At 65.0% G+C, this 24,234-nt stretch carries 27 protein-coding genes; 18 read left to right on the forward strand and 9 right to left on the reverse strand.

Annotated elements, in window-relative coordinates; all coding sequences use genetic code 11:
- Window positions 1–168 precede the first annotated feature (168 nt).
- From G5C33_RS11840 to G5C33_RS11860, 5 genes are all read left to right on the forward strand, one after another.
- The gene (locus tag G5C33_RS11840; protein WP_165327400.1) at window positions 169–1,113 is read left to right on the forward strand and encodes a hypothetical protein; all 945 of its coding nucleotides are present in this window, start codon (window positions 169–171) and stop codon (window positions 1,111–1,113) included.
- Between the two features lie 128 nt (window positions 1,114–1,241).
- Window positions 1,242–1,466: a hypothetical protein gene (locus G5C33_RS11845; protein WP_165327401.1), complete on the forward strand. Its 225-nt coding sequence runs from the start codon at window positions 1,242–1,244 to the stop codon at window positions 1,464–1,466.
- 9 nt (window positions 1,467–1,475) lie between these two features.
- Window positions 1,476–2,000: a gamma carbonic anhydrase family protein gene (locus G5C33_RS11850; RefSeq protein ID WP_165327402.1), complete on the forward strand. Its 525-nt coding sequence runs from the start codon at window positions 1,476–1,478 to the stop codon at window positions 1,998–2,000.
- A 9-nt stretch (window positions 2,001–2,009) separates the two neighbouring features.
- Window positions 2,010–2,429 (forward strand): hypothetical protein, encoded by a 420-nt coding sequence (locus tag G5C33_RS11855; RefSeq protein ID WP_206518549.1) that lies wholly within the window; start codon window positions 2,010–2,012, stop codon window positions 2,427–2,429.
- Window positions 2,430–2,474: 45 nt separating this feature from the next.
- Window positions 2,475–3,419, forward strand: a complete 945-nt coding sequence (locus tag G5C33_RS11860) for an NAD(P)H-dependent flavin oxidoreductase (protein ID WP_165327403.1) — start codon at window positions 2,475–2,477, stop codon at window positions 3,417–3,419.
- Between the two features lie 7 nt (window positions 3,420–3,426).
- Here G5C33_RS11860 and G5C33_RS11865 read toward each other — a convergent pair whose 3' ends face one another.
- Both G5C33_RS11865 and G5C33_RS11870 read right to left on the reverse strand, forming a co-directional pair.
- On the reverse strand, window positions 3,427–3,882 hold the full coding sequence (locus G5C33_RS11865; protein ID WP_165327404.1) for a DUF1465 family protein: 456 nt from the start codon (window positions 3,880–3,882) through the stop codon (window positions 3,427–3,429).
- Between the two features lie 89 nt (window positions 3,883–3,971).
- Window positions 3,972–4,169: a YdcH family protein gene (locus G5C33_RS11870; protein WP_165327405.1), complete on the reverse strand. Its 198-nt coding sequence runs from the start codon at window positions 4,167–4,169 to the stop codon at window positions 3,972–3,974.
- Between the two features lie 150 nt (window positions 4,170–4,319).
- Here G5C33_RS11870 and G5C33_RS11875 point away from each other — a divergent pair, with 150 nt between their 5' ends.
- Complete coding sequence (locus tag G5C33_RS11875; protein WP_165327406.1) at window positions 4,320–4,472, forward strand: YdcH family protein; 153 nt, start codon at window positions 4,320–4,322, stop codon at window positions 4,470–4,472.
- Between the two features lie 181 nt (window positions 4,473–4,653).
- On the opposite strand, the gene G5C33_RS11880 is transcribed toward G5C33_RS11875, so the two are convergent.
- The 4 genes from G5C33_RS11880 to G5C33_RS11895 all read right to left on the reverse strand — a co-directional run bounded on the left by G5C33_RS11880 (window position 4,654) and on the right by G5C33_RS11895 (window position 7,994).
- On the reverse strand, window positions 4,654–5,037 hold the full coding sequence (locus tag G5C33_RS11880) for a PilZ domain-containing protein (RefSeq protein WP_165327407.1): 384 nt from the start codon (window positions 5,035–5,037) through the stop codon (window positions 4,654–4,656).
- 325 nt (window positions 5,038–5,362) lie between these two features.
- A complete protein-coding gene (gene dksA, locus G5C33_RS11885) occupies window positions 5,363–5,830 on the reverse strand; it encodes an RNA polymerase-binding protein DksA (RefSeq protein ID WP_165327408.1) in 468 nt (155 codons plus the stop codon).
- A 715-nt stretch (window positions 5,831–6,545) separates the two neighbouring features.
- Window positions 6,546–7,232 carry a hypothetical protein gene (locus G5C33_RS11890; protein ID WP_206518550.1) on the reverse strand — a complete coding sequence of 229 codons (687 nt, stop codon included), beginning with the start codon at window positions 7,230–7,232 and terminating at the stop codon, window positions 6,546–6,548.
- A 318-nt stretch (window positions 7,233–7,550) separates the two neighbouring features.
- Complete coding sequence (locus tag G5C33_RS11895; RefSeq protein WP_165327409.1) at window positions 7,551–7,994, reverse strand: host attachment family protein; 444 nt, start codon at window positions 7,992–7,994, stop codon at window positions 7,551–7,553.
- 109 nt (window positions 7,995–8,103) lie between these two features.
- Between G5C33_RS11895 and serS the strand changes: the two genes are divergently transcribed.
- From serS to G5C33_RS11920, 5 genes are read left to right on the forward strand one after another with little or no spacing between them, the layout of a single operon-like run.
- Complete coding sequence (gene serS / locus G5C33_RS11900) at window positions 8,104–9,384, forward strand: serine--tRNA ligase (protein ID WP_165327410.1); 1,281 nt, start codon at window positions 8,104–8,106, stop codon at window positions 9,382–9,384.
- Window positions 9,381–9,773 (forward strand): DUF2513 domain-containing protein, encoded by a 393-nt coding sequence (locus G5C33_RS11905; RefSeq protein WP_165327411.1) that lies wholly within the window; start codon window positions 9,381–9,383, stop codon window positions 9,771–9,773. The genes serS and G5C33_RS11905 overlap by 4 nt, the downstream gene beginning before the upstream one ends.
- A complete protein-coding gene (gene surE / locus G5C33_RS11910) occupies window positions 9,773–10,537 on the forward strand; it encodes a 5'/3'-nucleotidase SurE (RefSeq protein WP_165327412.1) in 765 nt (254 codons plus the stop codon). Before G5C33_RS11905 ends, surE begins: the two co-directional genes overlap by 1 nt.
- Window positions 10,538–10,557: 20 nt before the next feature.
- Complete coding sequence (locus tag G5C33_RS11915; RefSeq protein ID WP_165327413.1) at window positions 10,558–11,607, forward strand: M23 family metallopeptidase; 1,050 nt, start codon at window positions 10,558–10,560, stop codon at window positions 11,605–11,607.
- Window positions 11,608–11,651: 44 nt separating this feature from the next.
- Entirely contained in the window at window positions 11,652–12,677 is a 1,026-nt protein-coding gene (locus tag G5C33_RS11920) for a potassium channel family protein (RefSeq protein WP_228275046.1), read from the forward strand.
- Here G5C33_RS11920 and G5C33_RS11925 read toward each other — a convergent pair.
- From G5C33_RS11925 to G5C33_RS11935, 3 genes are all read right to left on the reverse strand, one after another.
- Window positions 12,674–13,357 (reverse strand): hypothetical protein, encoded by a 684-nt coding sequence (locus tag G5C33_RS11925; protein ID WP_206518551.1) that lies wholly within the window; start codon window positions 13,355–13,357, stop codon window positions 12,674–12,676. The genes G5C33_RS11920 and G5C33_RS11925 overlap by 4 nt on opposite strands.
- Complete coding sequence (locus tag G5C33_RS11930) at window positions 13,358–15,244, reverse strand: AMP-binding protein (protein WP_206518552.1); 1,887 nt, start codon at window positions 15,242–15,244, stop codon at window positions 13,358–13,360. It lies immediately after the preceding gene.
- Window positions 15,245–15,331: 87 nt separating this feature from the next.
- The gene (locus G5C33_RS11935) at window positions 15,332–15,862 is read right to left on the reverse strand and encodes a GNAT family N-acetyltransferase (RefSeq protein ID WP_165327416.1); all 531 of its coding nucleotides are present in this window, start codon (window positions 15,860–15,862) and stop codon (window positions 15,332–15,334) included.
- A 159-nt stretch (window positions 15,863–16,021) separates the two neighbouring features.
- Between G5C33_RS11935 and rimO the strand changes: the two genes are divergently transcribed.
- The 7 genes from rimO to G5C33_RS11970 all read left to right on the forward strand — a co-directional run bounded on the left by rimO (window position 16,022) and on the right by G5C33_RS11970 (window position 24,178).
- Window positions 16,022–17,359, forward strand: coding sequence for a 30S ribosomal protein S12 methylthiotransferase RimO (gene rimO / locus G5C33_RS11940; protein WP_165327417.1), 1,338 nt, complete (start codon window positions 16,022–16,024; stop codon window positions 17,357–17,359).
- A gap of 14 nt (window positions 17,360–17,373) precedes the next feature.
- The gene (locus tag G5C33_RS11945) at window positions 17,374–18,078 is read left to right on the forward strand and encodes a YiiX/YebB-like N1pC/P60 family cysteine hydrolase (RefSeq protein WP_165327418.1); all 705 of its coding nucleotides are present in this window, start codon (window positions 17,374–17,376) and stop codon (window positions 18,076–18,078) included.
- A 148-nt stretch (window positions 18,079–18,226) separates the two neighbouring features.
- Window positions 18,227–18,925 carry a response regulator gene (locus tag G5C33_RS11950; RefSeq protein WP_165327419.1) on the forward strand — a complete coding sequence of 233 codons (699 nt, stop codon included), beginning with the start codon at window positions 18,227–18,229 and terminating at the stop codon, window positions 18,923–18,925.
- Complete coding sequence (locus G5C33_RS11955) at window positions 18,922–20,313, forward strand: sensor histidine kinase (protein WP_165327420.1); 1,392 nt, start codon at window positions 18,922–18,924, stop codon at window positions 20,311–20,313. The genes G5C33_RS11950 and G5C33_RS11955 overlap by 4 nt, the downstream gene beginning before the upstream one ends.
- Window positions 20,314–20,389: 76 nt before the next feature.
- A complete protein-coding gene (locus tag G5C33_RS11960) occupies window positions 20,390–21,073 on the forward strand; it encodes a carbonic anhydrase (protein WP_165327421.1) in 684 nt (227 codons plus the stop codon).
- Window positions 21,074–21,075: 2 nt separating this feature from the next.
- Window positions 21,076–22,605: a SulP family inorganic anion transporter gene (locus tag G5C33_RS11965; RefSeq protein WP_165327422.1), complete on the forward strand. Its 1,530-nt coding sequence runs from the start codon at window positions 21,076–21,078 to the stop codon at window positions 22,603–22,605.
- Between the two features lie 178 nt (window positions 22,606–22,783).
- The gene (locus G5C33_RS11970) at window positions 22,784–24,178 is read left to right on the forward strand and encodes a leucyl aminopeptidase family protein (protein ID WP_165327423.1); all 1,395 of its coding nucleotides are present in this window, start codon (window positions 22,784–22,786) and stop codon (window positions 24,176–24,178) included.
- Window positions 24,179–24,234: the final 56 nt, after the last annotated feature.

A 24,234-nucleotide genomic window follows, 5' to 3' on the forward strand; every position in this document is an offset into this window, starting at 1 on the left:
CGCAGGCAGCAAGTTACGGCAGCAGCCGGCAGGCGTTGCCGAATAGCCACGGCGGCAGGCATTATATCGCCGAAGTCGTTACGACCATGCTTGCACTACCGCCAATCCCTGCTTTGTTAACCATATTCGGCGCGGTCCGAGTCGCGTTCCTTGGGGGGAAGTCCGGCGATGTGGTTTTTCATTGCGAATGAAAGCGTCACGGCGGCTGCATCCGGTCCGTCGACGGCTTCGGTGCAGGGCTGGATCGCGCTGGTGCTCGCCGTCCTCGGCCTTGCCGTCGGCGCCGGCCTGGTGCGTGCACTGATCACCTTTCGCGATCGCTTCCCCGAATCGCCAAAGCCCGCCGAAAAGGATTTCACGCGGATGCTGTGCGACCAGGTCTGGAAACACACCGATACGGTCGGCACCCTCTTCACACAGCGTTCGCGCGTGCCGCCGGGCGATGTCGCCGCATTGCGCGTGCTGGTGCGCATGCTGCGCGAGGATCTCGCCGGCCCCGCGAGCTTCGTCGATCAGATGCGGGCACAACCGCCACGCGACTGGCCCAAATACGGGCTGTTCGGCGCCTTCACCACATGGAGCGGGCAGATCAAATCGCTCGAATCGCAGCTTGCCGACCTGCAGAAGGCAATCAGCTATCCGCTCGTGAAGGAAAAGGACGATGCCTATCACGACAAGATGCTGATCCATCATTTCGGCAACGAGCAGATGGTTTTCGCGCGCGCCGCTGATCGGCTTCGCAGCCACGCCTTCGATTTGTGCGCGGCAGCGCGCAAGGTGCTCGGTGAGGACAAGAAAAAGGGCAAGCATGACGACGAGGATGGCGAGGAGCACGCCACCTGCCCGTGCTGCCGACGGCGCGACGAACATGTCACGGTCCGTTCGGGCGGCGATCTGCATTTTCCGCCGCCGCCGGAGAAACCTGCGGAAAAACCGAAGGCCGAAGAGGCCAAGCCGCAATTTGTCTGCGTCTGTGCCGTTCCGCAGCCGTGCCGCGGCTGCTCGAACGGATGTTCTTGCACCTGCGGATGCAGTGGCGGCGCCAGTGTCGCCGGCGGACGCCAGATTCTGCTCTGCTCCCCTGCCCCGGCTGCGGCAAAGGCGGAAAAATAGGTTCGGTACCGCCTTGCGACTGCCGTCCCGCACCGAACGCACGACCAACGGAGTTCCCCGGAATTGAAGCATTAACCTGCCCGGTGCTAGCGATATCGCGGGGATTTTCAGCGGGGCCGGGTAACAAGATGACGGAATTTCTGGTTTTCATATATGCGCTCGCATCGGGCTTCGTGCTGATGACGCTTCGCCGTAATCAGCGGCTCGAACGTCCGAGTCCGCAGATGATGACAATGGCCGGCTGGGGGCTGTTCTCGCTTTCCTCGACGCTGGCGGTGCTGCTTGCCGGGCTGGCGGTAGCGGCGATGCTCGGCATGCCCTTGCCGATTGCGGACGGCGTGCCGCTGCAATAAACAGGCGCCATGCCGCACTATTCGATTTTCGGGAAAAGCCCTGTCGTTGCCGACGGCGCCTGGGTTGCGCCGAGCGCGGACCTGATCGGCGACGTGCAACTGGCGTCCGGCGCCAGCGTCTGGTTCGGTGCCGTCATCCGCGCCGACAATACTGCGATCACGGTCGGTGCGCGCAGCAACATCCAGGACGGGGCGATGCTGCACAGCGATCCCGGCTCGCCCTGCACCGTGGGCGAGGATTGTACAGTCGGCCATCATGCGATCCTGCACGGCTGCACCATCGGCGATCGCACGCTGGTCGGCATGGGCGCGACCATCCTCAACGGCGCGGTGATCGGCGAGGATTGCCTGGTCGGTGCCGGCGCGCTGGTTACCGAAGGCAAGACCTTCCCGCCCGGCCATCTGATCCTGGGCAGTCCGGCAAAGGCGGTCCGCCCGCTCGATGACGCTGCGAAGGCGGCGCTGAAGGCGTCGGCCGCGCTGTACGCGCACAAGCAGGCGGAGTACGCTGCGGAGCTGCAACGCATCGACTGAGGCTGCGATATGGGCTGGTTCGACTGGTTCCGCCGAAGACCCCCTTCCGACACCTTGGCCGATCCGGCCGCGAAGCCTCCGGTCAAACCGCCGCCGCTGCAACCTGAAAGCCAATGGCAAGTGGGATGTGAAGCCGACCTGCTCTGGATGCGCCATCCCAAGGGCGATCGCCATCAGGTTCAGCTCTCGCAACTTCACGGCATCGCCATCGAAACCAATGACAGCGGCCCTTGGGGGCAGGATTTCTGGTGGCTGATCTACGGTCCCGACGAAGACCTCGCTTTCGCTTTTCCTGAAGGTGCCACCGGGGAGACGGAAGTCATCGAACGCCTCCGCGCCCTTCCCGGCTTCCGCGACGATGCTTTCGGCGACGCAATCCGCTCCACGGATATCGACACCTTCGTCGTCTGGCAGCGCCCGCTGGGCTGACGCAGCGGCTGGACAGGCAAACCCGTTGCGCTATGAAACGTACCCATGTCGCTGCCACCGCTTTTCGATCGCCTGCGCCTGCCTGTCATAGGCTCGCCGATGTTCATCATTTCCGGCCCGGAACTGGTCATCGCCCAGTGCAAGGCGGGGATCGTCGGATCCTTCCCCGCGCTCAATGCCCGCCCCGAATCGATGGTGGACGAATGGCTGCACCAGATCACCGAAGAGCTGGCCGCCTGGGATCGCGAGCATCCCGATACGCCCTCAGCCCCATTCGCCGTGAACCAGATCGTCCATCGCTCCAATCCGCGGCTCGAAAGGGATGTCGAAACCTGCGCCAAGTGGAAGGTGCCGATAGTCATCACGTCGCTCGGCGCGCGTCCCGAACTGAACGACGCCGTACATGGCTGGGGCGGGATCACCCTGCATGACGTGATCGACGACAGATTCGCGCACAAGGCCGTGGAGAAAGGCGCCGACGGGCTGATCCTGGTCGCCACCGGCGCGGGCGGCCATGCCGGGCGCCTCAGCCCCTTCGCGCTGGTTTCCGAAGTGCGCCAGTGGTTCGACGGGCCGGTCGCGCTGTCGGGATCGATCGCCACCGGCGGCGGCATCCTTGCTGCGCAGGCGATGGGCGCGGATCTCGCCTATATCGGATCGCCCTTCATCGCGACCGAGGAAGCCAATGCCGTCGACGCCTATAAGCAGGGGATTGTCGAAGGACGCGCCGACGACATCGTCTATTCGAACCTGTTTACCGGCGTGCACGGCAATTATCTGCGCGCCTCGATCGTCAATTCGGGGCTCGACCCGGACGATCTGCCCGAAAGCGACCCCAGCAAAATGGATTTCGGCGGCGCCAAGGCGTGGCGCGACATCTGGGGGTCGGGACAGGGAATCGGCTCGGTCGACGCGGTGGTACCGGCGGGCCAGCGCGTCGCGAAGCTGAAGCAGGAGTATCGCGAGGCGCGATCGCGCCTGTTCGGCTGACGCGCGATCAGAAGGCCGCGGCGAGCCGGTCCATCATCGATCGCGCCGGGCTTTCGGGCGCCGGCTCTTCCAGCGCTCCGTCCAGCCGCGCGACGCGGCGATACAGGTCGATGCTTGCTTCGACGATGCCGCGCGCCTGCCCCGGCAGCGCGATCAGCGCCTGCGCGTCGGTATCGGGCGCCGTGCCCAGGCGGCGCGACGGCAACATCGCCTCGCGCGCGGCAAGTTCGCCGGCATCCACTGCCCGTTGCGTCAGCAGCCACGCGATGACGTGCATCAGGCGAGTCGTCACTTTGAGCGATTCGCAGGAAAAGGCGACGCGGCTCAGCGCATCCAGCGTGTCGCGCTCCTCGCGCCCGGCCTGATCGAAATATGCGCGTGCCTCGTCAGCCAGCAGCATCGCCTCGACATAAAGCGAGTCGAGCAGCTTGCGATGAATACGCGTTGCCCCCGGTTCCATCATGGACACAGTTGGTGCCATAGCGCGGATGGTAACGGAAAGGTTAAAATACGCCCCGCCGCGTCCCGATCCGGGAGCCGCCAGGCCCGCGCTCAGGCGATGATGTCGGGAATCAGCAGATCTTCCAGCCGGGCAATCTCATCCCGCAACAGCAATTTGCGCTTCTTGAGTCGAGCAACCTGCAACTGGTCCGCCGAGCTCGTGCCGCCGAGTGCGGCGATCGCCGCGTCGAGATCGCGATGCTCGACGCGCAGCGCTTCCAGTTCTCGGCGAATCTCGCTTTCGTCCATCGGCCAAGCCTTGCCTCAAGCCCCGGGACTTCACAACGGATCATCGCGTCAAAGGCCGGAATCATCGATTGCGGAGAATACGGAGGGCGACAGGGGCAGGAAAAAGTGATCTACTAAATTCCCCCAAACCGCAGAAGGAGGAATGCGTTCATGCATACAGCGCATCTTGAGGCACTCGAAGCCAAGCACCATCTGCTCGACCAGCGAATCGCCGAGGAAACGCATCGGCCCCTGCCCGATCAATCCGTGATCAGCGAATTGAAGCGCCAGAAGTTGCGCGTCAAGGAAGAGATGCGCCGCTAGCGGCGGTTATCCACAGAAAATCCGGGAATTTGGCGGCGGAGCAACTTGCTCCGCCGATCCGGCTGCCCGGATGGCGCCGGAATGGACCGGGATACCGGACGGCTCGCTTTCGCCGGACATGCGCGAACAGTGGCGTGCAGCCCTGCGTTCCGACACCTGCCCGACTTTTGCCGCGCGACGATCAGCCGCGACGCGGCAGGATCGGCTTCACATATGTCGGAGTCGTCGTTCCCTTGCCCACCGGCTTGCGCGCCAGCTTCGGATCGATCTCGCGATCAAAGGCGATACCGATACGCCCCTCGGCGCTCCAGGCGACCTGGCCGCGAACCCAGCCGACACCCCGCACATCGACTTCGACCGGAGTTTGGCGAGCCACCGGCTCGGCATATTCGGCCATCAGTCCGCCGGACGAAAGATTGCGCACGCGCACCGGGACCGTTTCGGTCCCGCCCGCAAAGCGCAGCTGAGCACCCAGCAACAGGCTGTCCCGCGAACCGGACCGCTGGCTGGCCGCATCATCCGCCGCGGCGGCCGCGGCGAAGGGATCATTGTAATACTGCTCCATCCGATCTTCTCGAATACGAATGCACGAAGTCGGATTAGAGCAGCAACTGTTATCGAAAGGGTTAATTTCCGTTTCGATTCCGCCGCGGAAATCGGTCGTACAACGGCGTTTCGCAAGCAAGCGTTTCGAAATCGGAGCCGACCCGGAACCGCGCGAAATCAAATCGCTCGGCAGGACATCCCCCCTGCCCCCGGCCCCGCCATTCGGCCGGGACGGGAAACCACTGCCGACAGGCTGACAAAGTGCTTCGTGCGACGACGAAAGAACGGCAAAGCCGCACCAACCGCGACGGTCGGTGCACGCTTTTGGAACACCGCGTCGCGGATCAGTCCTCGCGCGACACTTTCTCGTTACGCTCGTGCCGCTCCTGCGCTTCGACGGTCATCGTCGCGATGGGGCGCGCCTCGAGCCGGGCGAGCGAAATCGGCTCGCCGGTGACTTCGCAATAGCCATATTCGCCATCTTCGATGCGGCGCAGCGCCGCATCGATCTTGGAGATCAGCTTGCGCTGGCGATCACGGGTCCGCAATTCGATCGACCAGTCGGTCTCGCTCGACGCGCGATCGGTCAGATCGGCTTCGCGAAGCGTATCGGTCTGCAGTTGCGAAAGCGTGTCGGCCGATTCCCGATAGATCGAATCCTTCCAGCCATTCAGCTTGTTACGGAAATATTCGAGCTGTCGCGGATTCATGAACGGCTCGTCGTCCGAGGGACGATAGCCGTCGTCGCCGTCATTCGCCGCGGAAGGCGGACCTTTCTCCGGGTCTTCGCGCGGATCGATTACCGTTGCCATCCCCATAACTCCACACCGGTTTCCCAGTGGCTCTACCGACCGGGAGACCGCTCATTGCCCAGGGGCGCCTATACGGATGCCGGCCGGTCGAAACAAGCTGGCTTTTCAACGAATCGCCCCGCAATCCCCGGTAAATCAGGGGAAATTAGCGCAGCCTGAACATGAGGCGGGAATCAATCCGACGGAAATTAACCAATATGTTTAATATTCCGCAATAAAGACTGGAGCGCTTCGTGCCGAAACGGAACGTTAACCAAATCAAAATGCGCCCGTACGGCGAGAAATCGCGAACAGCGCCGCAAAGCGTGGTTAACGAACTTGCGCTTAATTATTTGTTGCGGCTTTCTGATCCATGACCAGTCAGCTTCACGTCGCGCTAACCGTGTGATCCTGAGGCAGTAACGGGGAAGTGGATTACCATGTCGGTTCGGATGGCCTTGGCAAAACTATGCGCTTGCGCTTGCGGCGGCGCCGTTCTGGGCGGCGGTGCAGTGCATGTCGCCGAGCGCGTCCAGGACGATCAGATCGCATCGGTTCAGGCCGAAGCGCAGTCGCAGGGCAAACTCACCCGGCGAACGACTCGCCGTGAAGTCACACGCCCGGCGCGTCGCGAAACGGTGCGCACGGAAACCCGCACGGTACAACAAAGCTGCCCCCAGCCGCAGGTCGTCACCGTGACGACGCAGGGCACGCCGGTTCCCCTGCCTCCGGCGAGCTATGCCGGCGGCTTCGGGTCGAGCGGCGAAATTCCCATCGTTTCCGGTGGATCGGCCAGCAGCGCTGCTTCGTCGGTTGTCGGCGGTGGCGGCGGCGGCGGATTTTCCGGCGGCTTCTTTGCCGGCGGCTTTTTCGGCGGCGGCGGTGGTGGTGGCGGCGGAATCGTCATTTCGTCGACTTCGAGCAGCAGCGGATCGACCAGTTCGGGCGACAATACCAGCTCCGGCAGCACATCGAGCGGGATCGATATCGACATCGACATCGACAACAGCTCGGGCGGCTCCGGCGGCTCGTCGACTTCAACGTCGACCGGCGGCTCCTCCACCTCGAGCGGCAGCGTCAGCAGCACCTCCTCGACCGGGGGGTCCTCCTCCTCGACATCGAGCGGCAGCGTCAGCAGCACCTCCTCGACCGGCGGTTCGTCAACCTCGACGGGCGGGTCCTCCACCTCGACATCGTCGGGCGGCAGCTCGGGCGACGTGTCTTCGTCGACCTCTTCGGGTGGCAGCAGCGGCGATGTTTCGTCGTCCACCTCGTCCTCGACATCGAGCGGGGTCTCCTCGTCTTCCTCGACCTCGAGCGGCGTTTCGAGCTCTTCCTCGACCTCCAGTTCCTCGAACGGATCGAGCAGTTCGACGTCGAGTTCCTCGAACGGATCAAGCAGCTCGACGTCCAGCTCCTCCAACGGGTCGAGCGGCTGGCACGGATCGAGCGGGTGGCATGGTTCCAGCGGCTGGCACGGGTCGAGCGGCTGGCATGGATCGAGCGGTCATCACGGATCGAGCCACGGAGGCGGCAGCAACGGCGGCGGTGGCCCGGCCCCCGTCCCGGCTCCCCCGATGGTCCTGCTATTCGGCGGCGCCGCGGCCGCTCTGGTCGCCCGCAAACGCTTTGCCAAACGCAAGGAAGCAACGGGCGAATAAGCCGCACCCGCAGACACCAGACAAAAAGCGCCGCCCCGCCACGATCGGCAGGGCGGCGTTTTCTTTTGCCGAACCAATGATCAATCCGCGCGCATCAGCGCCTTTTCGATGTCGGCGATGCTGTGGCCGGTCAGGTCCTTGTCGAGCTCGCCGATCAACCGCGATTCGACTTCCTTGTGGTAGTTCTTGCGCAGCTCGCCCAGCGTCTGGGGCGGCGCAATGACGACCAGCGCTTCGAAATCATTGTTGAACGCCCGCTTCTTGAGAAGCTCGGCGGTTTGGGCGGCGAAGCGGTCCTCCTCCAGCTGATGGAAATCGGTTTCCTCATAGCTGCTTCGGCCATTGCCGACGCTCGAAAAGGTCGAACCCGGCGCATCAGTCGATTGCACGCGATCGGGCGGATTATCCTGTTCGCGTACGCGCTCGACCTGCAGGTTCGGATATTCTTCGTCCCCGTCGTTGCGGAGGAACAGCATCTTTCGTCCGTCGGCGACGACGACAAAGGCCTGATGCGGAACCTGCATGACATTTCTCCTTGTTATTGCGGTTGCCGGTTCAACGCGCGGCATCGTCGCGGGTTTCGGTAGAAGACCGGGTTGCGCAGCAACATCGGCCCGGCCATAGCGCTGCGCCATGCACGACATCCGCTTCATCCGCGAAAATCCCGAAGCCTTCGACGCCGGACTCGCGCGTCGGGGCGCCGCTCCGCTTGCCGCCGAACTGATCGCGCTCGACGAAAAGCGTCGCGCGATCATCACCGAGCTGCAGACCGGCCAGGCCCGCCGCAACGAAGCCTCCAAGGCGATCGGCGCGGCCAAGGCCAAGAAGGACGAGGAGACGGCGCAGGCGCTGATGGCCGAGGTTTCCGAGCTCAAGACGCGGCTGCCGCAACTCGAGACCGAGGAAAAGACCATTGGCGCCGATCTGGATGCGCGACTCGCCGCCATCCCGAACCTGCCACTCGCCGATGTTCCGCAGGGCGCGGACGAGGACGAGAACGAACTGGTCGCCACGCACGGCACGCCGACCGAATTCGCCTTCGCTGCGAAGGAGCATGACGAAATCGGTCCCGACCTGGGCCTCGATTTCGAAACCGGGGTAAAGCTCGCCGGCACGCGCTTCACGCTGCTGCGCGGACCGATCGCGCGGCTCTATCGCGCGCTCGGGCAATATATGCTCGATACGTTGACCGGCGAACATGACTATGAAGCGGTCGTGCCGCCGCTGATGGTCCGCGACGAAGCGATGTTCGGCACCGGCCAGCTTCCGAAATTCGCCGAGGATCTGTTCCAGACCACCGACGGGCGCTGGCTGATCCCGACCGCCGAAGTCAGCCTGACCAACATCGTCGCGCAGGAAATTCTGGCCGAAGAGGAACTGCCGCTGCGCTTCACGGCGCTCACCCCCTGTTTCCGCTCCGAAGCAGGCGCGGCGGGCCGCGATACGCGCGGCTTCATCCGCCAGCATCAGTTCGACAAGGTCGAGATGGTGTCGATCACCACCCCCGATCAGTCCGAAGCCGAGCATGAGCGGATGACCGGCTGCGCCGAGGCACTGCTCAATGCGCTCGGCCTCCCCTTCCGCCGGATGAAGCTCTGCACCGGCGACATGGGCTTTTCCGCCGCGCGCACCTACGACCTCGAAGTGTGGCTCCCCGGCCAGGGCCGCTATCGCGAGATTTCGAGCTGCTCGACCTGCACCGATTTCCAGGCGCGCCGGATGAACGCCCGCTTCCGCGCCGAAGGCGAAAAGGCGACGCGCTTCGTCCACACGCTCAACGGCTCGGGCCTCGCGGTCGGCCGCACGCTCGTCGCGGTGATCGAGAATTACCAGAACGAGGACGGTTCGATCACGGTGCCCGAGGTTCTGCGCGATCGCATGGGCGGGGTCGAACGGCTGGAGACCGTGGCGTGAAACGAGACATGGACCTTGTTAGGGCCATTCTTCTCGCGGTCGAGGCGAAGCCATCTCCCGAAGGGCTCAGGATCGAGGAACTTGATGTCCCTCACTATCCCGACTCATCGGAACGCAGAAAACATCTCGTAATGATGGCTGAGGCTGGCTTCTTCGTTCATGAACCTAGCAAGAGCTCAACGAACCCAGACCGAGTGATCACCACCCAGATATTCGATTTATCTTGGGCCGGGCATGAGTATTTGGACGCGATCCGGGATCCAGAAATCTGGAAACGAACAAAAGAGGGCACGCGAAAAATCGGAAATAGCAGCTTTGAGTTCGTAATCGAGTTGGCCAAGGCTTACGCAAAAAATACGCTTCGCGATCTCGGGTTGCCGGGGTTCTGATGCGCGTCCTCCTCACCAACGACGACGGCTATCACGCGCGCGGACTGGCGGTGCTCGAGGAAATCGCCGCGCAATTCGCCGACGATATATGGGTGGTCGCGCCCGCCGACGAACAATCGGGCGCGGGCCATTCGCTCACCCTCACCCGCCCGCTGCGCATCCGCCAATTCGGCGAAAAGCGCTTCGCGGTATCGGGCACGCCCACCGATGCGGTGATGATGGCGCTTGCCAAGATCATGAAGGACAATCCGCCCGATCTGATCCTGTCGGGCGTCAACCGCGGCGCCAACCTCGCCGAGGACGTGACCTATTCGGGCACCGTATCGGCGGCGATGGAAGGGGCGCTGGCGGGCGTTCGCTCGATCGCGCTCAGCCAGGTCTATTCGCGCGAGGGCATGGGCGACACCGTTCCCTTCGCCGCCGCGCGCGAATGGGGTGCAAAGGTGATCGCGCCACTGCTCGACATGAACTGGGCACCGCGCACGCTGATCAACGTCAATTTTCCCGCGCTGCCGCCCGAGGAAATCAGGGGAATCCGGGTCGTTACACAGGGACTGCGCGACTATGGCCGCTTGCAGATCGTCACCAATCGCGATCCGCGCGGCTTCGAATATCACTGGTTCGCGCTCGGCCCGACAGTGGAAACGCCCGCCCATTCGACCGATCTCGAAGCCATTCAGGACAGCAAGATCGCAGTCACGCCGTTACATCTGGACCTGACGCATCGCGATTCTCTCGATATGCTTACCGAAGCGTATCGATAACATCCGCTCAGGGGGGGACGATGGTTCGATTGAGGAACTGGGCGCCACTGCTGCCTGTCGCCGCCGCTCTGGCGGGGTGTATTCCCTCGACCACGACACGCGGCCCGGGTCCCAGCGAACCGGCACCGCCCCGCCGCGGCAGCGAGGTCCGCACCCTGCCCGCCGCGCCGCCCGCATGGGAAGCGCAGCCGGTAAACGCCGATGCGCGCAGCGTACCCGCCACCACCTACATCGTCCGCCGCGGCGACACACTTCGCGGCATTTCGAACAGGACCGGCGCGGGATCCGAAGCGATCGCGCGCGCCAACGGCCTGCGGCCGCCATTTACCATCTTTCCCAACCAGCGGTTGACCATACCCGGCGGGCGCTATCACACCGTCCACGAAGGCGAGACGGGCATCGCGATCGCCCGCGCCTATGGAGTCGACTGGGGCCGGATCGTCGCGCTCAACGACCTCGATGAGCCCTATATCCTGCGCACCGGCATGCGGTTGCTCATCCCCGGCACCGGCAGCGGATCCGGCGACGAAACGCTCGAGGAACGCGCGGCGCGCTTTCACGTCGACATCGACGATATCGTCACCGGCGGCGAACCCGCGCTAGCCCACGACGAACGCCCGGCACAGCCGACCGCCTCGTCGGCGCGGGTCCTGCCCTCCGGCGCCGCGGTTGCCGAGCCCGAGCATATGCGCGGCGGTTTCCAGTGGCCCGCGCACGGCGAGATCATCGGGCGGTTCGGCCCTGGCCAGAGCGGCGAACGCAATGACGGAATCAAGATCGGCGTGCCGCTCGACACGCCCGTACTCGCCTCCGCCGACGGCGTCGTCGCCTATGTCGGCGGGGATATTCCGCAGCTCGGCGGCGTCGTGATCCTCAAGCATGGTGACGGCTGGACCACCGTCTATGGCCATATCGGCCAGATTCTCGTCCAGCGCGGCCAGGCGGTGGAGCGCGGCCAGACCATCGGTCTCTCCGGCGATTCGGGATTCATCACGCGCCCGCAACTCCATTTCGAAATGCGCAAGGGCCGCGATCCCATCGATCCCCTCGCCAGACTGCCGCGCAACTGATGTCGAAACCGCGCATTCCCACGACTCTTCACCGCAGGTCGCGCATGCCGGTCTGGCTTTCGATCGGCTGGCGCGTCGGCGGCGTCCTCGCACTTCTGGCGCTGGCGGTGGGCGTGCATTATTTCGATCGCGAGGGGCTGCGCGACACCTATGACGGCGATGTCAGTTTCCTCGACATCATCTATTTCACGGCGATTTCGATCACCACCACCGGCTATGGCGACATCGCTCCGGTCACCGAACGCGCGCGCATGTTCGACGCGCTGGTGGTCACTCCGATCCGCATTTTCGTGGTGCTGCTGTTCGTCGGCACCACCTATAATTTCCTGCTGCAGCGAACCTGGGACAAATGGCGTATGGCGCATATCCAGCGAAATCTTCACGACCATTATGTCGTCTGCGGATTCGGCAAGACCGGGTCGGACGCAGTCGACGAACTGATCGCGCGCGGCGTTTCGGCGCAGGACATCGTCGTGATCGACGACAATACCGATTCGCTCGCCAAGGCGGAGGCCTGTGGCTGCACCATCCTGCAGGGCGACGCGACGCGCGATTCGGTGCTGGAGGACGTGAAGATCGATCGCGCCCGCGCACTGATCGTGTCGGCGGGTCGCGACGACACCTCGATCCTGATCACGCTCACCGCGCGGCATTTGTCGAAGAAAGTGCCGATCAGCGTCACCGTGAAGGCCGACGACAACGAAACCCCCGCGCGCGCCGCCGGCGCGACGACGGTCATCAATCCGGTGAGCTTCGCCGGACTGCTGCTCGCCGGATCGTGCACCGGACCGCACATCGCCGATTACATGATGGACCTCGCCTCGATCACCGGCCGCATCGCGCTCGGCGAGCGCACGGTGAAGCCCGAGGAAATCGGCAAGCCGCTTTCGCAGATCGCTACCGGCATGGGGATGCGCATCTATCGCGGCGGCAAGCCCTACAGCTATTGGGAAGACGAGGCGCAGACGCTCCAGACCGGCGACGTTATCGTCGAGATCGTGCCGCAGGGCATGGCGAAGGCGCGGCGGACAGCCGTGCCCGACGCGGTTTCGCCGGAATCCGGGAGCTAGCCCTCCCCGCTCGCCCCGAAAAACATCCGCGCGAGCAGGATCATCCCTGCCGGGAAAGTGATGGCCCACAGGGCGCCACCTGCGATCAACGCCGGAAACTGCATTTGCAGCGCGAGAAAGGGCAGCAACAGCCCGTTGGCGATCAGCGCTACTTTCGCCGCCCGGGCACCATGCGCTTCCGGCAGCGCGAGGGCCGCAGCCAATGTCGCCAGGCTCATGAAGCTGTAGCCGAGCAGGTCGACCGCAAACAGAAACGAGCGATATGGAATGAAGAGCAGCAAGGCGATGTCGCCGGTGTCGCCCGCGGCAAGGCGCGGCGATACGAAGGTCAGCTGGACGAAATAGACCAGCCCGGTGAGCGTCGCGTAGATCGCCGCGAAGGCCAGCGCCGCCAGCGCCGGCGCCTTGCGACCCTCGGGCGCCACGGCATGCAGCGCCGCCGTCAGCGCCACGAAGCACGGCCCCAGCAGCATCGACGGCAGCAACAACAGGCCGAGCCCCAGCGGCGTGCTCGCGCTGTCCGGTCCGCCTTGCGAACCGAGCATGCCCAGCCATTCGAATATCTGCGCGACGATATAGGCGAGGCTTAGCACGGCGCACGCGACCGCCGACCACAGCCCCATCCGCGTATCGAACGCGTGCCGGATCACCGGCGCGCCGCATGGCGGCGGCTGCGACACTCAGGCCGCCGCGCCGTCCGCATCGCTTCCCGCGAACAGTGCGCGATATTCGTCGAGCACGCTAGGGTCCTCGATCGTCGGCGGCGTCGCCACCGTTTCTCCGTTGGCAAGCTTGCGCAGCGTGGCGCGCAATATCTTCCCCGATCGCGTCTTGGGCAGCGCGCGAACCAGATGCACCTGCTTGAGTGCCGCCACCGGCCCCAATTCGCTGCGCACTTCGCCGACGATCGCGTCGCGAAGTGCGTCGCCCGATTCCGCGCCCGCCTTCACCACCGCGAACGCCATCGGGATCATGCCCTTCAGCGCGTCGTCGACGCCGATCACCGCGCACTCGGCGACTTCGGGCCGGGCCGCGACGATTTCCTCCATCTGCCCGGTCGACAGGCGATGCCCGGCGACGTTGATGATGTCATCGGTGCGGCCCATGATGTGGACGAAGCCTTCGCTGTCGATATGGCCCGCGTCCCCGGTCTCGTAATAGCCGGGGAACGCCGCGAAGCTCTGGCGATAGCGTTCGGGGTTGTTCCACAAGGTGCGATAGCAGCCCGGCGGCAGCGGCGTTTCGATCGCGATCTGCCCGGTCTGCTCGGGCCCGAGCGGCTTGCCCGCATCGTCGAGCACCGCGAAGCGATAGCCCGGCACCGGAAAGCCCGCGCTCCCCGCCTTGCGCCGCGTATCGCCCAGCGCGAAGCAGCTCGCGATGGCGGGCCAGCCGAGTTCTGTCTGCCACCAGTGATCGATCACCGGCAGGCGGCTATGCTCCTCGGCCCAGTGGATCGTGTCGGGATCGGCGCGTTCGCCGGCGAGGAAGATCGCCTGCAAGTCGCCCAATCCGATCAGATGGAGCAGCTTCGCCTCAGGGTCTTCCTTGCGGATCGCGCGGATCGCGGTCGGCGCGGTGAAGAAGGTCTTCACGCCATGCCGCACGATCGTCCGCCAGAACGTGCCCGCATCGGGCGTGCCCACCGGCTTGCCTTCGAACAGCACCGTCGTCGCGCCGACCAGCAGCGGCGCATAGACGATATAGCTGTGCCCCACGACCCAGCCGACATCCGACGCCGCCCAGAAGACGTCGCCTTCGCCGATGTGGTAGATATTCGCCATCGACCAGGCGAGCGCGACGGCATGGCCACCATTTTCGCGCACCACGCCCTTGGGCGTCCCCGTCGTGCCCGAGGTGTAGAGAATATAGAGCGGATCGGTCGCGGACACCGGCACGCATTCGGCGGGCTGCGCCGCTGCCAGCGCTTCGTTCCAGTCGCGATCGCGCGGCGCCGAAAGCCCGGCTTCGACCATTGGCCGCTGGAGCAGGATGACGCGATCGACGGCATGTTTGCAGCGATCGAGCGCGGCATTGACCAGCGGCTTGTAGGGGATCGTTTTGCTCCCCTCGACGCCGCACGATGCCGTCATCAGCACCTTCGGCTGCGCATCGTCGATCCGCTTGGCCAGTTCGGGTGCGGCGAACCCGCCGAACACCACCGAATGGATCGCGCCGATCCGCGCGCAGGCGAGCATCGCGAACAGCGTTTCGGGAATCATCGGCATATAGATGACGACGCGGTCGCCCTTCCCCACACCTTCGCCCGCCAGCATTCCGGCGGTGCGCGCCACCTGATCCTGCAGCTCGGCGTAGCTGATGTGCCGGATCGTGTCGGTGACCGGACTGTCGTAGATCACGGCGGTCCGATCGCCGTGCCCGGCCGCGACATGGCGGTCGACGGCGTTGTAACAGCTGTTGAGCATGCCGTCGCCGAACCAGCCGCGGCTCTCGTCCCACGCCTTGCTCGGCGCGACATCCCATTCGATTGTCTCGGCAGCGTCGAGCCAGAAGCCCTCGCGGTCGCTGCGGCTCTTGTCATAGGTGGCGGGATATTGGTTCGGCATCGCTACGGACATCTCCTCTCGCGGGGCCGGTCGCGTCGCTGCGCGGCCGGTCCCCGGCATATTTACGGACGCATCGGCGCCATGCGATCAGAAGGTCGCTTCGAGCACCACCAGCGTCGGATCGTCTTCGTCGACGCGGGCGGTGAAGCCCATTTCGCGCTCCAGTTCGATCGCCGAATGATTGTCGCGGCTCTCGATCGACATCAGCCGCTTGACGCCGCGACGCATCGCTTCCTCGGCGATGAAGGTCAGCAGCGTCCAGCCGATACCCTGGCCCTTGCGGTCCGAACGGATCGAAATCGCGACTTCGGCCGCTTCCATCGCCTTGTCACAGGCGAGCATTCCGGTCGCGAGCAATTCGCCGCTTTGCTTGTCGAACGCCAGAAAGCTCTCGGTGCGCCAGTGATCGACCTTGGTCATCGCGACAAGCTGGTCATGGCCGACATGATCGCGCGCGCTGAGAAAACGGAACCGGCGATCGTCGGGCGAAACCGATTCGAACAGCTTTTCGAGCGCGGGCTCGTCGGCCTCGGTGGCGGGGCGGACATCGATCACCAGTCCGCTGCGCGTCGTCAGCTCGGTGGGATGGTCCAGCGGCTTTTGATCGGGGGAGGTCATCTTGCAACTCCTGAAACTCACGGATGATGCGGCGCAGAATAACAGCATCCGGCGCGCGCTGCATGCGTAGTTCCCCGCATCTGTCGGGCATTGCGCCGCATCAAACCGCAACCGAATGACTCGCTTTTCGCGCGAAAATGCCTATGTCGCGCGCCAATCATGGCAACCAAACTCCCCGAATCCCCCAAGGTGGGCATGGTGTCGCTCGGCTGTCCCAAGAATCTGGTCGATAGCGAGCGTATCCTCACCAAGCTGCGCAGCGACGGCTATGGCCTTTCGGCCGATTATGCCGGCGCCGATGTCGTGCTGGTCAATACCTGCGGCTTTCTCGACAGCGCCAAGGAGGAAAGCCTCGAGGCGATCGGGGAGGCGATCAGCGAAAACGGCCGCGTCATCGTCACCGGCTGCATGGGCGACGAAGCCGAGAAGATCCGCGCGCGGTTCCCCAATGTCCTCGCCGTCACCGGCGCCCATCAATATGAGCAGGTGGTGGAGGCAGTGCACGAAGCCGCACCCGCCACGCCCTCTCCCTATGTCGATCTGGTGCCCGAAAGCGGGCTCAAACTCACCCCGCGCCACTACAGCTATCTGAAGATTTCGGAGGGCTGCAATCACCGCTGCGCCTTCTGCATCATTCCGTCCTTGCGCGGTGATCTCGTCAGCCGTCGCCCCGATGCGATCCTGCGCGAAGCCGAAAAGCTGGTCGAGGCAGGGACAAAGGAACTTCTGGTGATCAGCCAGGATACCAGCGCCTATGGCATCGACATCCGCAAGCAGCCGCGCATGTGGAAAGGCGGGGAAGTCGTCCCCCACATGACCGATCTCGCCCGTGAACTCGGGAAGATCGCTCCCTGGGTGCGGCTCCATTACGTTTATCCCTATCCGCATGTCGATCAGATCATCCCGCTGATGGCCGAGGGGCTGGTCCTCCCCTATCTCGACATCCCCTTCCAGCATGCCAGCCGCAATGTGCTCAAGGCGATGAAGCGCCCGGCCAACGAAGCCAAGGTGCTCGAACGGCTGAAGGCATGGCGCGAAATCTGCCCGGATATCACCATCCGGTCGACCTTCGTCGTCGGCTTTCCGGGCGAGACCGAAGAGGATTTCGAATATCTCCTCGACTGGCTCGACGAAGCCCAGCTCGACCGCGTCGGCGCCTTCAGCTTCGAACCCGTCGAGGGCGCGGCGGCCAACGCGCTGCCCGATCCGGTGCCCGAGGAGGTCAAGGAAGAGCGCTACGCGCGGATCATGGAAAAGACCGCCGCGATCAGTGCCGCCAAGTTGCAGGCCAAGATCGGCCGAGAGATCGACGTGATCATCGATCTGGTCGACGCCGAAAGCGGTGGTGCCACCGGCCGGTCCTCCGCCGACGCGCCGGAGATCGACGGCGAAGTGCATCTGCGCGACGCCGGACACCTTACGCAGGGCGACATCGTGCGCGTGACCGTGGAAGACGCCGACGCGCACGACCTGTTCGGCGCGCCGCTGCCGGGCTGAACGGAGGGCGGACGATGCCGGTTCCCGACACTGTCCGCGCCGAACTGCCGCCGAGCAGCTATCCCGAGCTGCTCGAAACGCTGCGCACCGGAGACATCATCCTGTGCTCGGGCACGCAGCTCTATTCGCGCTTCATCCGCTGGGGTGCGGGCAGCGCGTGGAGCCATGTTGCGATGATCCTGCGCATCGACGCGCTCGATCAGGTGATGGTGATCGAAGCGCGCGAGGAAAAGGGCGTGCGCATGCTGCCCTTCCATCGATTCCTCACCGAAGACAGTACCCCCAACCGCGTCTTTCCCGGCGACGTCGTCTTCGCGCGCCACCGCGATTTCGAAACCCACGCCGCGAATGGCGGCCTGCAGCGCATGATGCGGTTCGCCACCGACCGGCTTGGCGCGCCGTTCAGCCCGGGCGAAATCCTCAAGATCATGGCGCGCATCGTCCTCAGCCGGCTCGGCAAGCGGCTGCCCCGGATGCTGCGATCGGACGATGAATTCACCTGCGCCGAATATGTCTATCGCTGCCTTGAAGAGGTCGGCATTCATGTCGCGTGGAACGGGCTTGGCTATATCGGCCCCGCCGCCTTCGCCCGCGACGAAGCGATCCATCCCGTCGCGCGACTTTCGGAAAATCCGTTCCCCGAGGAGGGAGCCGTCCGACGCGCGAAACGCCGCGCCGCATCGCACAGCGGAGCCGAGCAGCGCACGACCGGTGGCTAATGTTACAAAATGTTGCCGGACCGGCATCATACCGCTTCGCCGCACCGCAGCACTTGCCTCCCGCGTTCCGAACCGCCACTCCTTGCGCTCCGCCGCGCCGGCGGATCCCGAGTGTCGCGTAGCAAGTCCCAAGGTTTCCCGCTTTTCCATGAAGATTTTGATTGTCGAGGATGACGGCCCTCTTCGCCTGCTGATCGCGCGTGTGCTTCGCGATCACGGATTCGAGGCCGTCGGCGTGAGCAACGGCGCCGAAATGCGCCCGCTGATCGAAAATGGCGACATCCAGCTCGTAGTGCTCGACATCATGCTGCCCGGCACCAGCGGGCTCGATATCTGCCGCTGGCTGCGCGGCCATTCGACCGTGCCGATCATCATCATCAGTGCCCGCGCGCAGGAGACCGACCGGATCGTCGGGCTGGAACTGGGCGCCGACGACTATCTCTCCAAACCGTTCGGACCCGAGGAGCTTGTCGCCCGCGTGCGCGCAGTGCTTCGCCGCGCGACGGGCCAGGTGGCGCCCGCGCCGCGCGAGCCCACGCTGCGCTTCGCGGGGTGGATCATCGATCGCGACCGGCGCGAACTGACTGCCCCCGACGGATCGCCGGTGGCGCTGTCCGGCGCTGAATATGACATGCTGATAACGCTGACCGATTCCGCCCAGCGTGTGGTGAGTCGCGATTTCCTGCTCGAACAGTCACGCGAGCGTGTTTCGGGCGCCTCGGATCGCGCCGTCGATGTGCTGGTCAGCCGGCTGCGCGCCAAATTGCGCGCGCATGGCGGCGGGGAGATCATCAAGACGGTGCGCGGTGCGGGCTATATGTTCGTTCCCCATGTAGAGCGGCGGTGACGCGCGTCCGCCTGTGGCCGCGCGGCCTTACGGGCCGGGTTACGCTGGTGCTGCTGGCGGCGATCCTGATTGAATTCTTCGGCACGATCCTGGTCTTCGGCGAGGCGGAAAAGCTGCTGCTGCGCACCGGGCAGGCGCACCGCGTCGCCGAACAGCTGGTCGTCGCCGATCGCGTGCTGCGCCAGACGCCGCCCGACCAGCGCGCGAACCTGGCGCCGCGCCTTTCCACGCGCCACGTCGTTATCACCCTGCGGGATACGCCGCTCGGCCCGCAGCCGACCAGCCAGACCGCGGAAGCGGCGGCACGCGAATTCCGGTTGTGGGAGCCCGAGCTGCGCGATCGCACGCTGGAAATCGGGCTTAGCGAGCGCGGCAGCGAGTCCCCCGATCGCCTCATCGGCGCGCTCAGCACCAATGACGGCCAGTGGATTCACTTCCGTTCGATCGAGCCGATCGGTCGCTGGGCCGGGCCGGAAGGCTGGCTGCCGTCGCTGATCCTGCTGGTCTTTGCGGTGCTGCTCGTTTCGGCGCTGCTGGTGCGCACGCTCGCCGCGCCGCTGCGTGCGCTGGCGGCGGCAACGAACCGGATCGGAGTCACGCCCGCCAAGGTGGTGGTCGAACCGGACGGCCCGCAGGAGCTGCGCCGGCTCGCCATTGCGTTCAACGCGATGCAGACACGTATTTCGGAACTGCTCGAAAGCCGCACCCGCGCGCTGCTGGCGGTCAGCCACGATCTGCGCACGCCGCTGTCGCGGATGAAGCTGCGGATCCACGGTCGGTTGCGCGCGGGCGACCTGGAGGCATTGCGCGGCGATGTCGACGAGATGCAGGCGATGCTCGATTCGCTGCTCGATTTTCTGGGTGGCGGAGACGGTACGCAGAACGATCCGGCGGTGCGCACCGATCTGGCGACATTCGTGGCGCAGGTAGCCGGGGACATGCGCACGGTGGACCCGCAGGCACGCGCGATCCGCGTATCGGGACCGGACAGGCTCGACGTCATGACGCACCGCAATGCGCTGCGCCGCGGCCTCTCCAACCTGATCGACAATGCCGTCAAATATGGCGGCGAGGCCGAAATCGAATTTGGCAGCGACGGCGGCTGGGCATGGATCGAAGTGCGCGACCACGGCCCCGGTATCGCGCCCGACCTGCTGCCGCAGGTGATAAAGCCCTTCATTCGCGGCGACGCCGCCCGCGCGCGGGACACCAAGGGGTTCGGGCTCGGCCTTGCCGTGGTAATGCGCGTCGCGAAAATCCATGATGGCAGCTTCACCTTGCGCAATGCATCGCCAGGGCTGATCGCCCAGCTGACGCTGCCTATCGACGGCAGGAAGCCGCAAAAGCGCGACGAAACCGGCAACGGCAATGTTTTGATACGTTTCTGATGCGCTGCAGCAATATGGCGCTTTCACAAGACGCGCTCCCGCCCTCTCCGCAGGGTCAGTCAAGATGGAGCGCAACATGGAAATCGTCGGCGGTGTCGCCCGCTTTCAGGGCGACGTATTCCCCCAGCAGCAAGAGCTTTTCCGCGCGCTGGCACGTGAAGGGCAGCGCCCGAGCACGCTGATGGTCAGCTGCGCGGATTCGCGCGTTGTTCCCGAACTCATCACCCAGAGCGAGCCGGGCGACCTGTTCGTATGCCGCAACGCGGGAAATATCGTTCCACCCTTCGCGCAGAAGAATGGCGGCGTTTCCTCGACCGTCGAATATGCGGTGATGGTGCTGGGCGTCAGCCACATCATCGTCTGCGGCCATTCGGACTGCGGCGCAATGAAGGCATTTTTCAATCAGGAAGCGCTGGAAAGCCTGCCGAACGTCAAGGCGTGGCTGTCGCATGCCGAACCGGCCTATGAAGTCGTGCGCACCTGCTATCACGAGCATGAGGAAAAGGACCAGATCCATGCGCTGACGCTGGAAAACGTCGCGATCCAGCTCGTCCACCTGCAGAATCACCCCTCGGTCGCGGCCGCGCTCGCGGCGGGCAAGGTCAGCCTCCACGGCTGGTTCTTCGACATCGAATCGGGCCGCATCCTGGCGCTCAACGCCGAAGGCGATTTCGTCGACTTCGAACCGGGCCAGGAACTGCCGGTGGCGGTGCCCGCGCGCAAGCCGCGCGTCGGCGCCGCAGTCAGCAAGGCCGCGTAACGATGGCGAGCGCCGCTGAAACACAGGGCCGATCCCTGCTCCCCGCGACGTTCGGACGGGACTTCGCGTCATCGTTCGTCGTCTTCCTGGTCGCGATGCCGCTCTGTCTCGGCATCGCGATCGCCTCGGGCGTTCCACCCGAACTGGGCCTCGTCACCGGCATCATCGGCGGTATCGTGGTCGGCGCGATCGCCGGTTCGCCGCTCCAGGTCAGCGGTCCCGCCGCCGGCCTCGCCGTTCTCGTCTTCGATCTGGTGCAGACTCACGGTCTCGTCGCGCTGGGTCCGGTACTGATCCTGGCGGGCATCCTGCAATTCGCGGGCGGGCTTCTGAAGCTCGGCCAGTTCTTCCGCGGCGTCTCCCCCGCGGTGGTGCACGGCATGCTCGCCGGGATCGGCGCGATGATCGTGCTGCAGCAGGTGCATGTGCTGATCGATGATAGTCCGCTGAGCGACGGCCTTGCCAATCTCGCCGCGATTCCGGGGGCGTTCCTAGGCCTTGAGGACGATGCCTTTCAGGCACTGCTGGTCGGGCTCGCCACGATCGGCGCGATGATTGGCTGGGACAAGGTAAAGCCTGCCGCGCTTCGCATGGTGCCCGGTGCGCTGGTCGGCGTCGTGGTCGGTACGATCCTGGCGATGGCGGGCAATCTCGCCATTCAGCGGATCGCCCTGCCCGACAATATCGCCGCCGGGCTGACGCTGCCCAGCACCGAGAGCATGTCACTGCTCGCCGATCCGACGCTGCTCGGCCTCGCGCTTGCGATGGCGTTCATCGCCAGCGCCGAAACGCTGCTTTCGGCGGCCGCGGTCGACAAGATGCAGGACCGAGTCCAGTCGAAGTTCAACAAGGAGCTGACCGCGCAGGGCGTCGGCAACTTCCTGTGCGGCATCGTCGGCGCGCTGCCGATGACCGGCGTGATCGTGCGCAGCTCGGCCAATGTGCAGGCCGGTGCGGAAACCCGCGCCTCGACCATCCTGCACGGCATCTGGATCCTCGCCTTCGTCGCGCTGCTTCCGTTCGTGCTTGCCGAAGTGCCCACCGCGGCGCTGGCGGGCGTGCTGGTTGTGACAGGCGTCAAGCTGGTGAAGATCAAGGATGTGCGCCACCTGTTCACGCGATACGGCGCTTTGCCGGCGCTGATCTGGGGCGTTACTTTCGTGCTGGTCGTCACGGTCGATCTGCTGACCGGCGTGGTCGCGGGCCTGATCATGACGCTGCTTGAGCTTGTCCCGCAATGGCGCCGCATGCGGCTTGCGATCCACGAGCGCAGCCACGCCGAGGACGATCACGAGATCGAGCTCGAAGGCAAGGCCACGGCAATGTCGATCCACAAGGTCGCCGGCCTGCTCGATCGCCTGCCCCGGCAGGGCCGGATCAAGCTCAAGCTGTCAAAGCTGGAATTCGCCGACCACACCGTTTCGGAACTGGTTTCCGATGCGCTGGTGCGGCGCAAGCAACAGGGCGTGCGGATCGAACTCGATCATGACGGCCATCCGCACCAGCAACGGATCGCATCCGCGATCGCCTGACGCATTCGGAGGTGTATCGGGAGTTCGTAACCGCTTCCGCACCTGCCCTCCGATACCCTGCCTGACGGAGCTGGCCCCCTGGCTCCGTCAGGCTTTTTTTGTGCTTCGCGCGCCGGATGGGCGATCTTTGGCGCCGCCGGACTAGGCGAGCGGCACATCGCGCCCTAGATCATGCGGCATGACTGATCTCTCGACGCTCCTTCAGGCCGATCGCGGCCAATCCGCCCGCTCCATTCACATCGTCGATGCCAAGACCTTCGACGACTGGCTCGCTTCGCAGCCGCCGCGCGCCCGCGCCGCCGCCGCCGCGCAGAAGCTGAAGCCCACCGGCTATGCCAATGCGATCCTGCCGGGCGATGGGCCCGAGGACTGGTCGGTCGTCACCGTGGTCGCCAATGTCGACAAGCTTTCGCCCTGGTGCCTCGCCAAGCTCGCCGAGACGCTGCCCGAAGGCACCTATCGCCTCGAAGGACGCGAGCCGGGCCCGGCCACCTATGGCTGGCTGACCGCGCAATACCGGTTCGAGAAATACAGGACCGACGACAAGGCGCAGGGCCCGCGCGTCCTGCTGACCAACGAACCGGCGAGCATCGACGAGACGCTGCTGCTGGCGAACGTCACCTTCAAGATCCGCGACCTGATCAATGCCGGCGCATCGGACATGGGCCCGGCCGATCTGGAGGCGCATGCCGAAGGCATTGCCAAGGCCTATGGCGGCACGCTGACTGTCACCCGCGGCGACGAGCTGGTGCGCGGCTATCCGATGATCCATGCGGTCGGCAAGGCAGCGGGCAAGGGCCGCGAGCCGCGCCTGATCGAAATCGAATGGGGCAATCCCGATCACCCGCGCGTCGCGATCATCGGCAAGGGCGTGGTGTTCGATTCGGGCGGGCTCGACATCAAGCCGGCATCGGGCATGCGGCTGATGAAGAAGGATATGGGCGGTTCGGCGCACGCGCTGGGTCTGGCCGAACTGGTGATGGCATCGAAGCTGCCGGTCCGGCTGCACATGCTCGTGCCCGCGGTAGAAAACGCCGTGTCGGGCGAAGCCTTCCGTCCCGGCGACGTGCTCAACACCCGCAAGGGGGTGACCGTCGAGAACAGCAATACCGACGCCGAGGGTCGCCTGATCCTGGGCGACGCGATCACCAAGGCAGGCGAAGGCAACCCCGAGCTGATGCTCGATTTCGCGACTCTCACCGGCGCCGCGCGCGTCGCGCTCGGCGCGGACCTCACCGGCCTGTTCGCCAATGACGACACGCTTGCAAACGATCTGCTGGGCGCCGCCGAAAGCGAATCCGATCCCGCATGGCGCCTGCCGCTCTGGGATCCCTATGACGAGATGCTGAAATCCGACGTTGCCGACATGGTCAACGCGGCCGAGGGCACGCCGTTCGGCGGTGCGATCACGGCCGCGCTGTTCCTGCGCCGCTTCGTTCCCGAGGGCGTGCAATGGGCGCATCACGACATCTTCTGCTGGCGCCAGTCGGCCAAGCCCGGCCGCCCCAAGGGCGCCGACGCGGTAAGCCTGCGCGCGACGTGGAAGGCGCTCAAGGACCGCTACGGCAAATGAGCTCAATGCCTCCCCGGGCGCGTCTCGGGGAGGGCCAGCGCACGCGAAACCGGCGG

Source organism: Sphingosinithalassobacter tenebrarum (assembly GCF_011057975.1).
Taxonomy (GTDB): Bacteria; Pseudomonadota; Alphaproteobacteria; order Sphingomonadales; family Sphingomonadaceae; genus Sphingomonas; species Sphingomonas tenebrarum.

Coding starts and splice junctions, on each gene's coding strand:
- G5C33_RS11840 (WP_165327400.1), top strand. CDS start 169: ATGTGGTTTTTCATTGCGAATGAAAGCGTCACGGCGGCTGCATCCGGT.
- G5C33_RS11845 (WP_165327401.1), top strand. CDS start 1,242: ATGACGGAATTTCTGGTTTTCATATATGCGCTCGCATCGGGCTTCGTG.
- G5C33_RS11850 (WP_165327402.1), top strand. CDS start 1,476: ATGCCGCACTATTCGATTTTCGGGAAAAGCCCTGTCGTTGCCGACGGC.
- G5C33_RS11855 (WP_206518549.1), top strand. CDS start 2,010: ATGGGCTGGTTCGACTGGTTCCGCCGAAGACCCCCTTCCGACACCTTG.
- G5C33_RS11860 (WP_165327403.1), top strand. CDS start 2,475: ATGTCGCTGCCACCGCTTTTCGATCGCCTGCGCCTGCCTGTCATAGGC.
- G5C33_RS11865 (WP_165327404.1), bottom strand. CDS start 3,882: ATGATGGAACCGGGGGCAACGCGTATTCATCGCAAGCTGCTCGACTCG.
- G5C33_RS11870 (WP_165327405.1), bottom strand. CDS start 4,169: ATGGACGAAAGCGAGATTCGCCGAGAACTGGAAGCGCTGCGCGTCGAG.
- G5C33_RS11875 (WP_165327406.1), top strand. CDS start 4,320: ATGCATACAGCGCATCTTGAGGCACTCGAAGCCAAGCACCATCTGCTC.
- G5C33_RS11880 (WP_165327407.1), bottom strand. CDS start 5,037: ATGGAGCAGTATTACAATGATCCCTTCGCCGCGGCCGCCGCGGCGGAT.
- dksA (WP_165327408.1), bottom strand. CDS start 5,830: ATGGCAACGGTAATCGATCCGCGCGAAGACCCGGAGAAAGGTCCGCCT.
- G5C33_RS11895 (WP_165327409.1), bottom strand. CDS start 7,994: ATGCAGGTTCCGCATCAGGCCTTTGTCGTCGTCGCCGACGGACGAAAG.
- serS (WP_165327410.1), top strand. CDS start 8,104: ATGCACGACATCCGCTTCATCCGCGAAAATCCCGAAGCCTTCGACGCC.
- surE (WP_165327412.1), top strand. CDS start 9,773: ATGCGCGTCCTCCTCACCAACGACGACGGCTATCACGCGCGCGGACTG.
- G5C33_RS11915 (WP_165327413.1), top strand. CDS start 10,558: ATGGTTCGATTGAGGAACTGGGCGCCACTGCTGCCTGTCGCCGCCGCT.
- G5C33_RS11920 (WP_228275046.1), top strand. CDS start 11,652: ATGCCGGTCTGGCTTTCGATCGGCTGGCGCGTCGGCGGCGTCCTCGCA.
- G5C33_RS11930 (WP_206518552.1), bottom strand. CDS start 15,244: ATGCCGAACCAATATCCCGCCACCTATGACAAGAGCCGCAGCGACCGC.
- G5C33_RS11935 (WP_165327416.1), bottom strand. CDS start 15,862: ATGACCTCCCCCGATCAAAAGCCGCTGGACCATCCCACCGAGCTGACG.
- rimO (WP_165327417.1), top strand. CDS start 16,022: ATGGCAACCAAACTCCCCGAATCCCCCAAGGTGGGCATGGTGTCGCTC.
- G5C33_RS11945 (WP_165327418.1), top strand. CDS start 17,374: ATGCCGGTTCCCGACACTGTCCGCGCCGAACTGCCGCCGAGCAGCTAT.
- G5C33_RS11950 (WP_165327419.1), top strand. CDS start 18,227: ATGAAGATTTTGATTGTCGAGGATGACGGCCCTCTTCGCCTGCTGATC.
- G5C33_RS11960 (WP_165327421.1), top strand. CDS start 20,390: ATGGAAATCGTCGGCGGTGTCGCCCGCTTTCAGGGCGACGTATTCCCC.
- G5C33_RS11965 (WP_165327422.1), top strand. CDS start 21,076: ATGGCGAGCGCCGCTGAAACACAGGGCCGATCCCTGCTCCCCGCGACG.
- G5C33_RS11970 (WP_165327423.1), top strand. CDS start 22,784: ATGACTGATCTCTCGACGCTCCTTCAGGCCGATCGCGGCCAATCCGCC.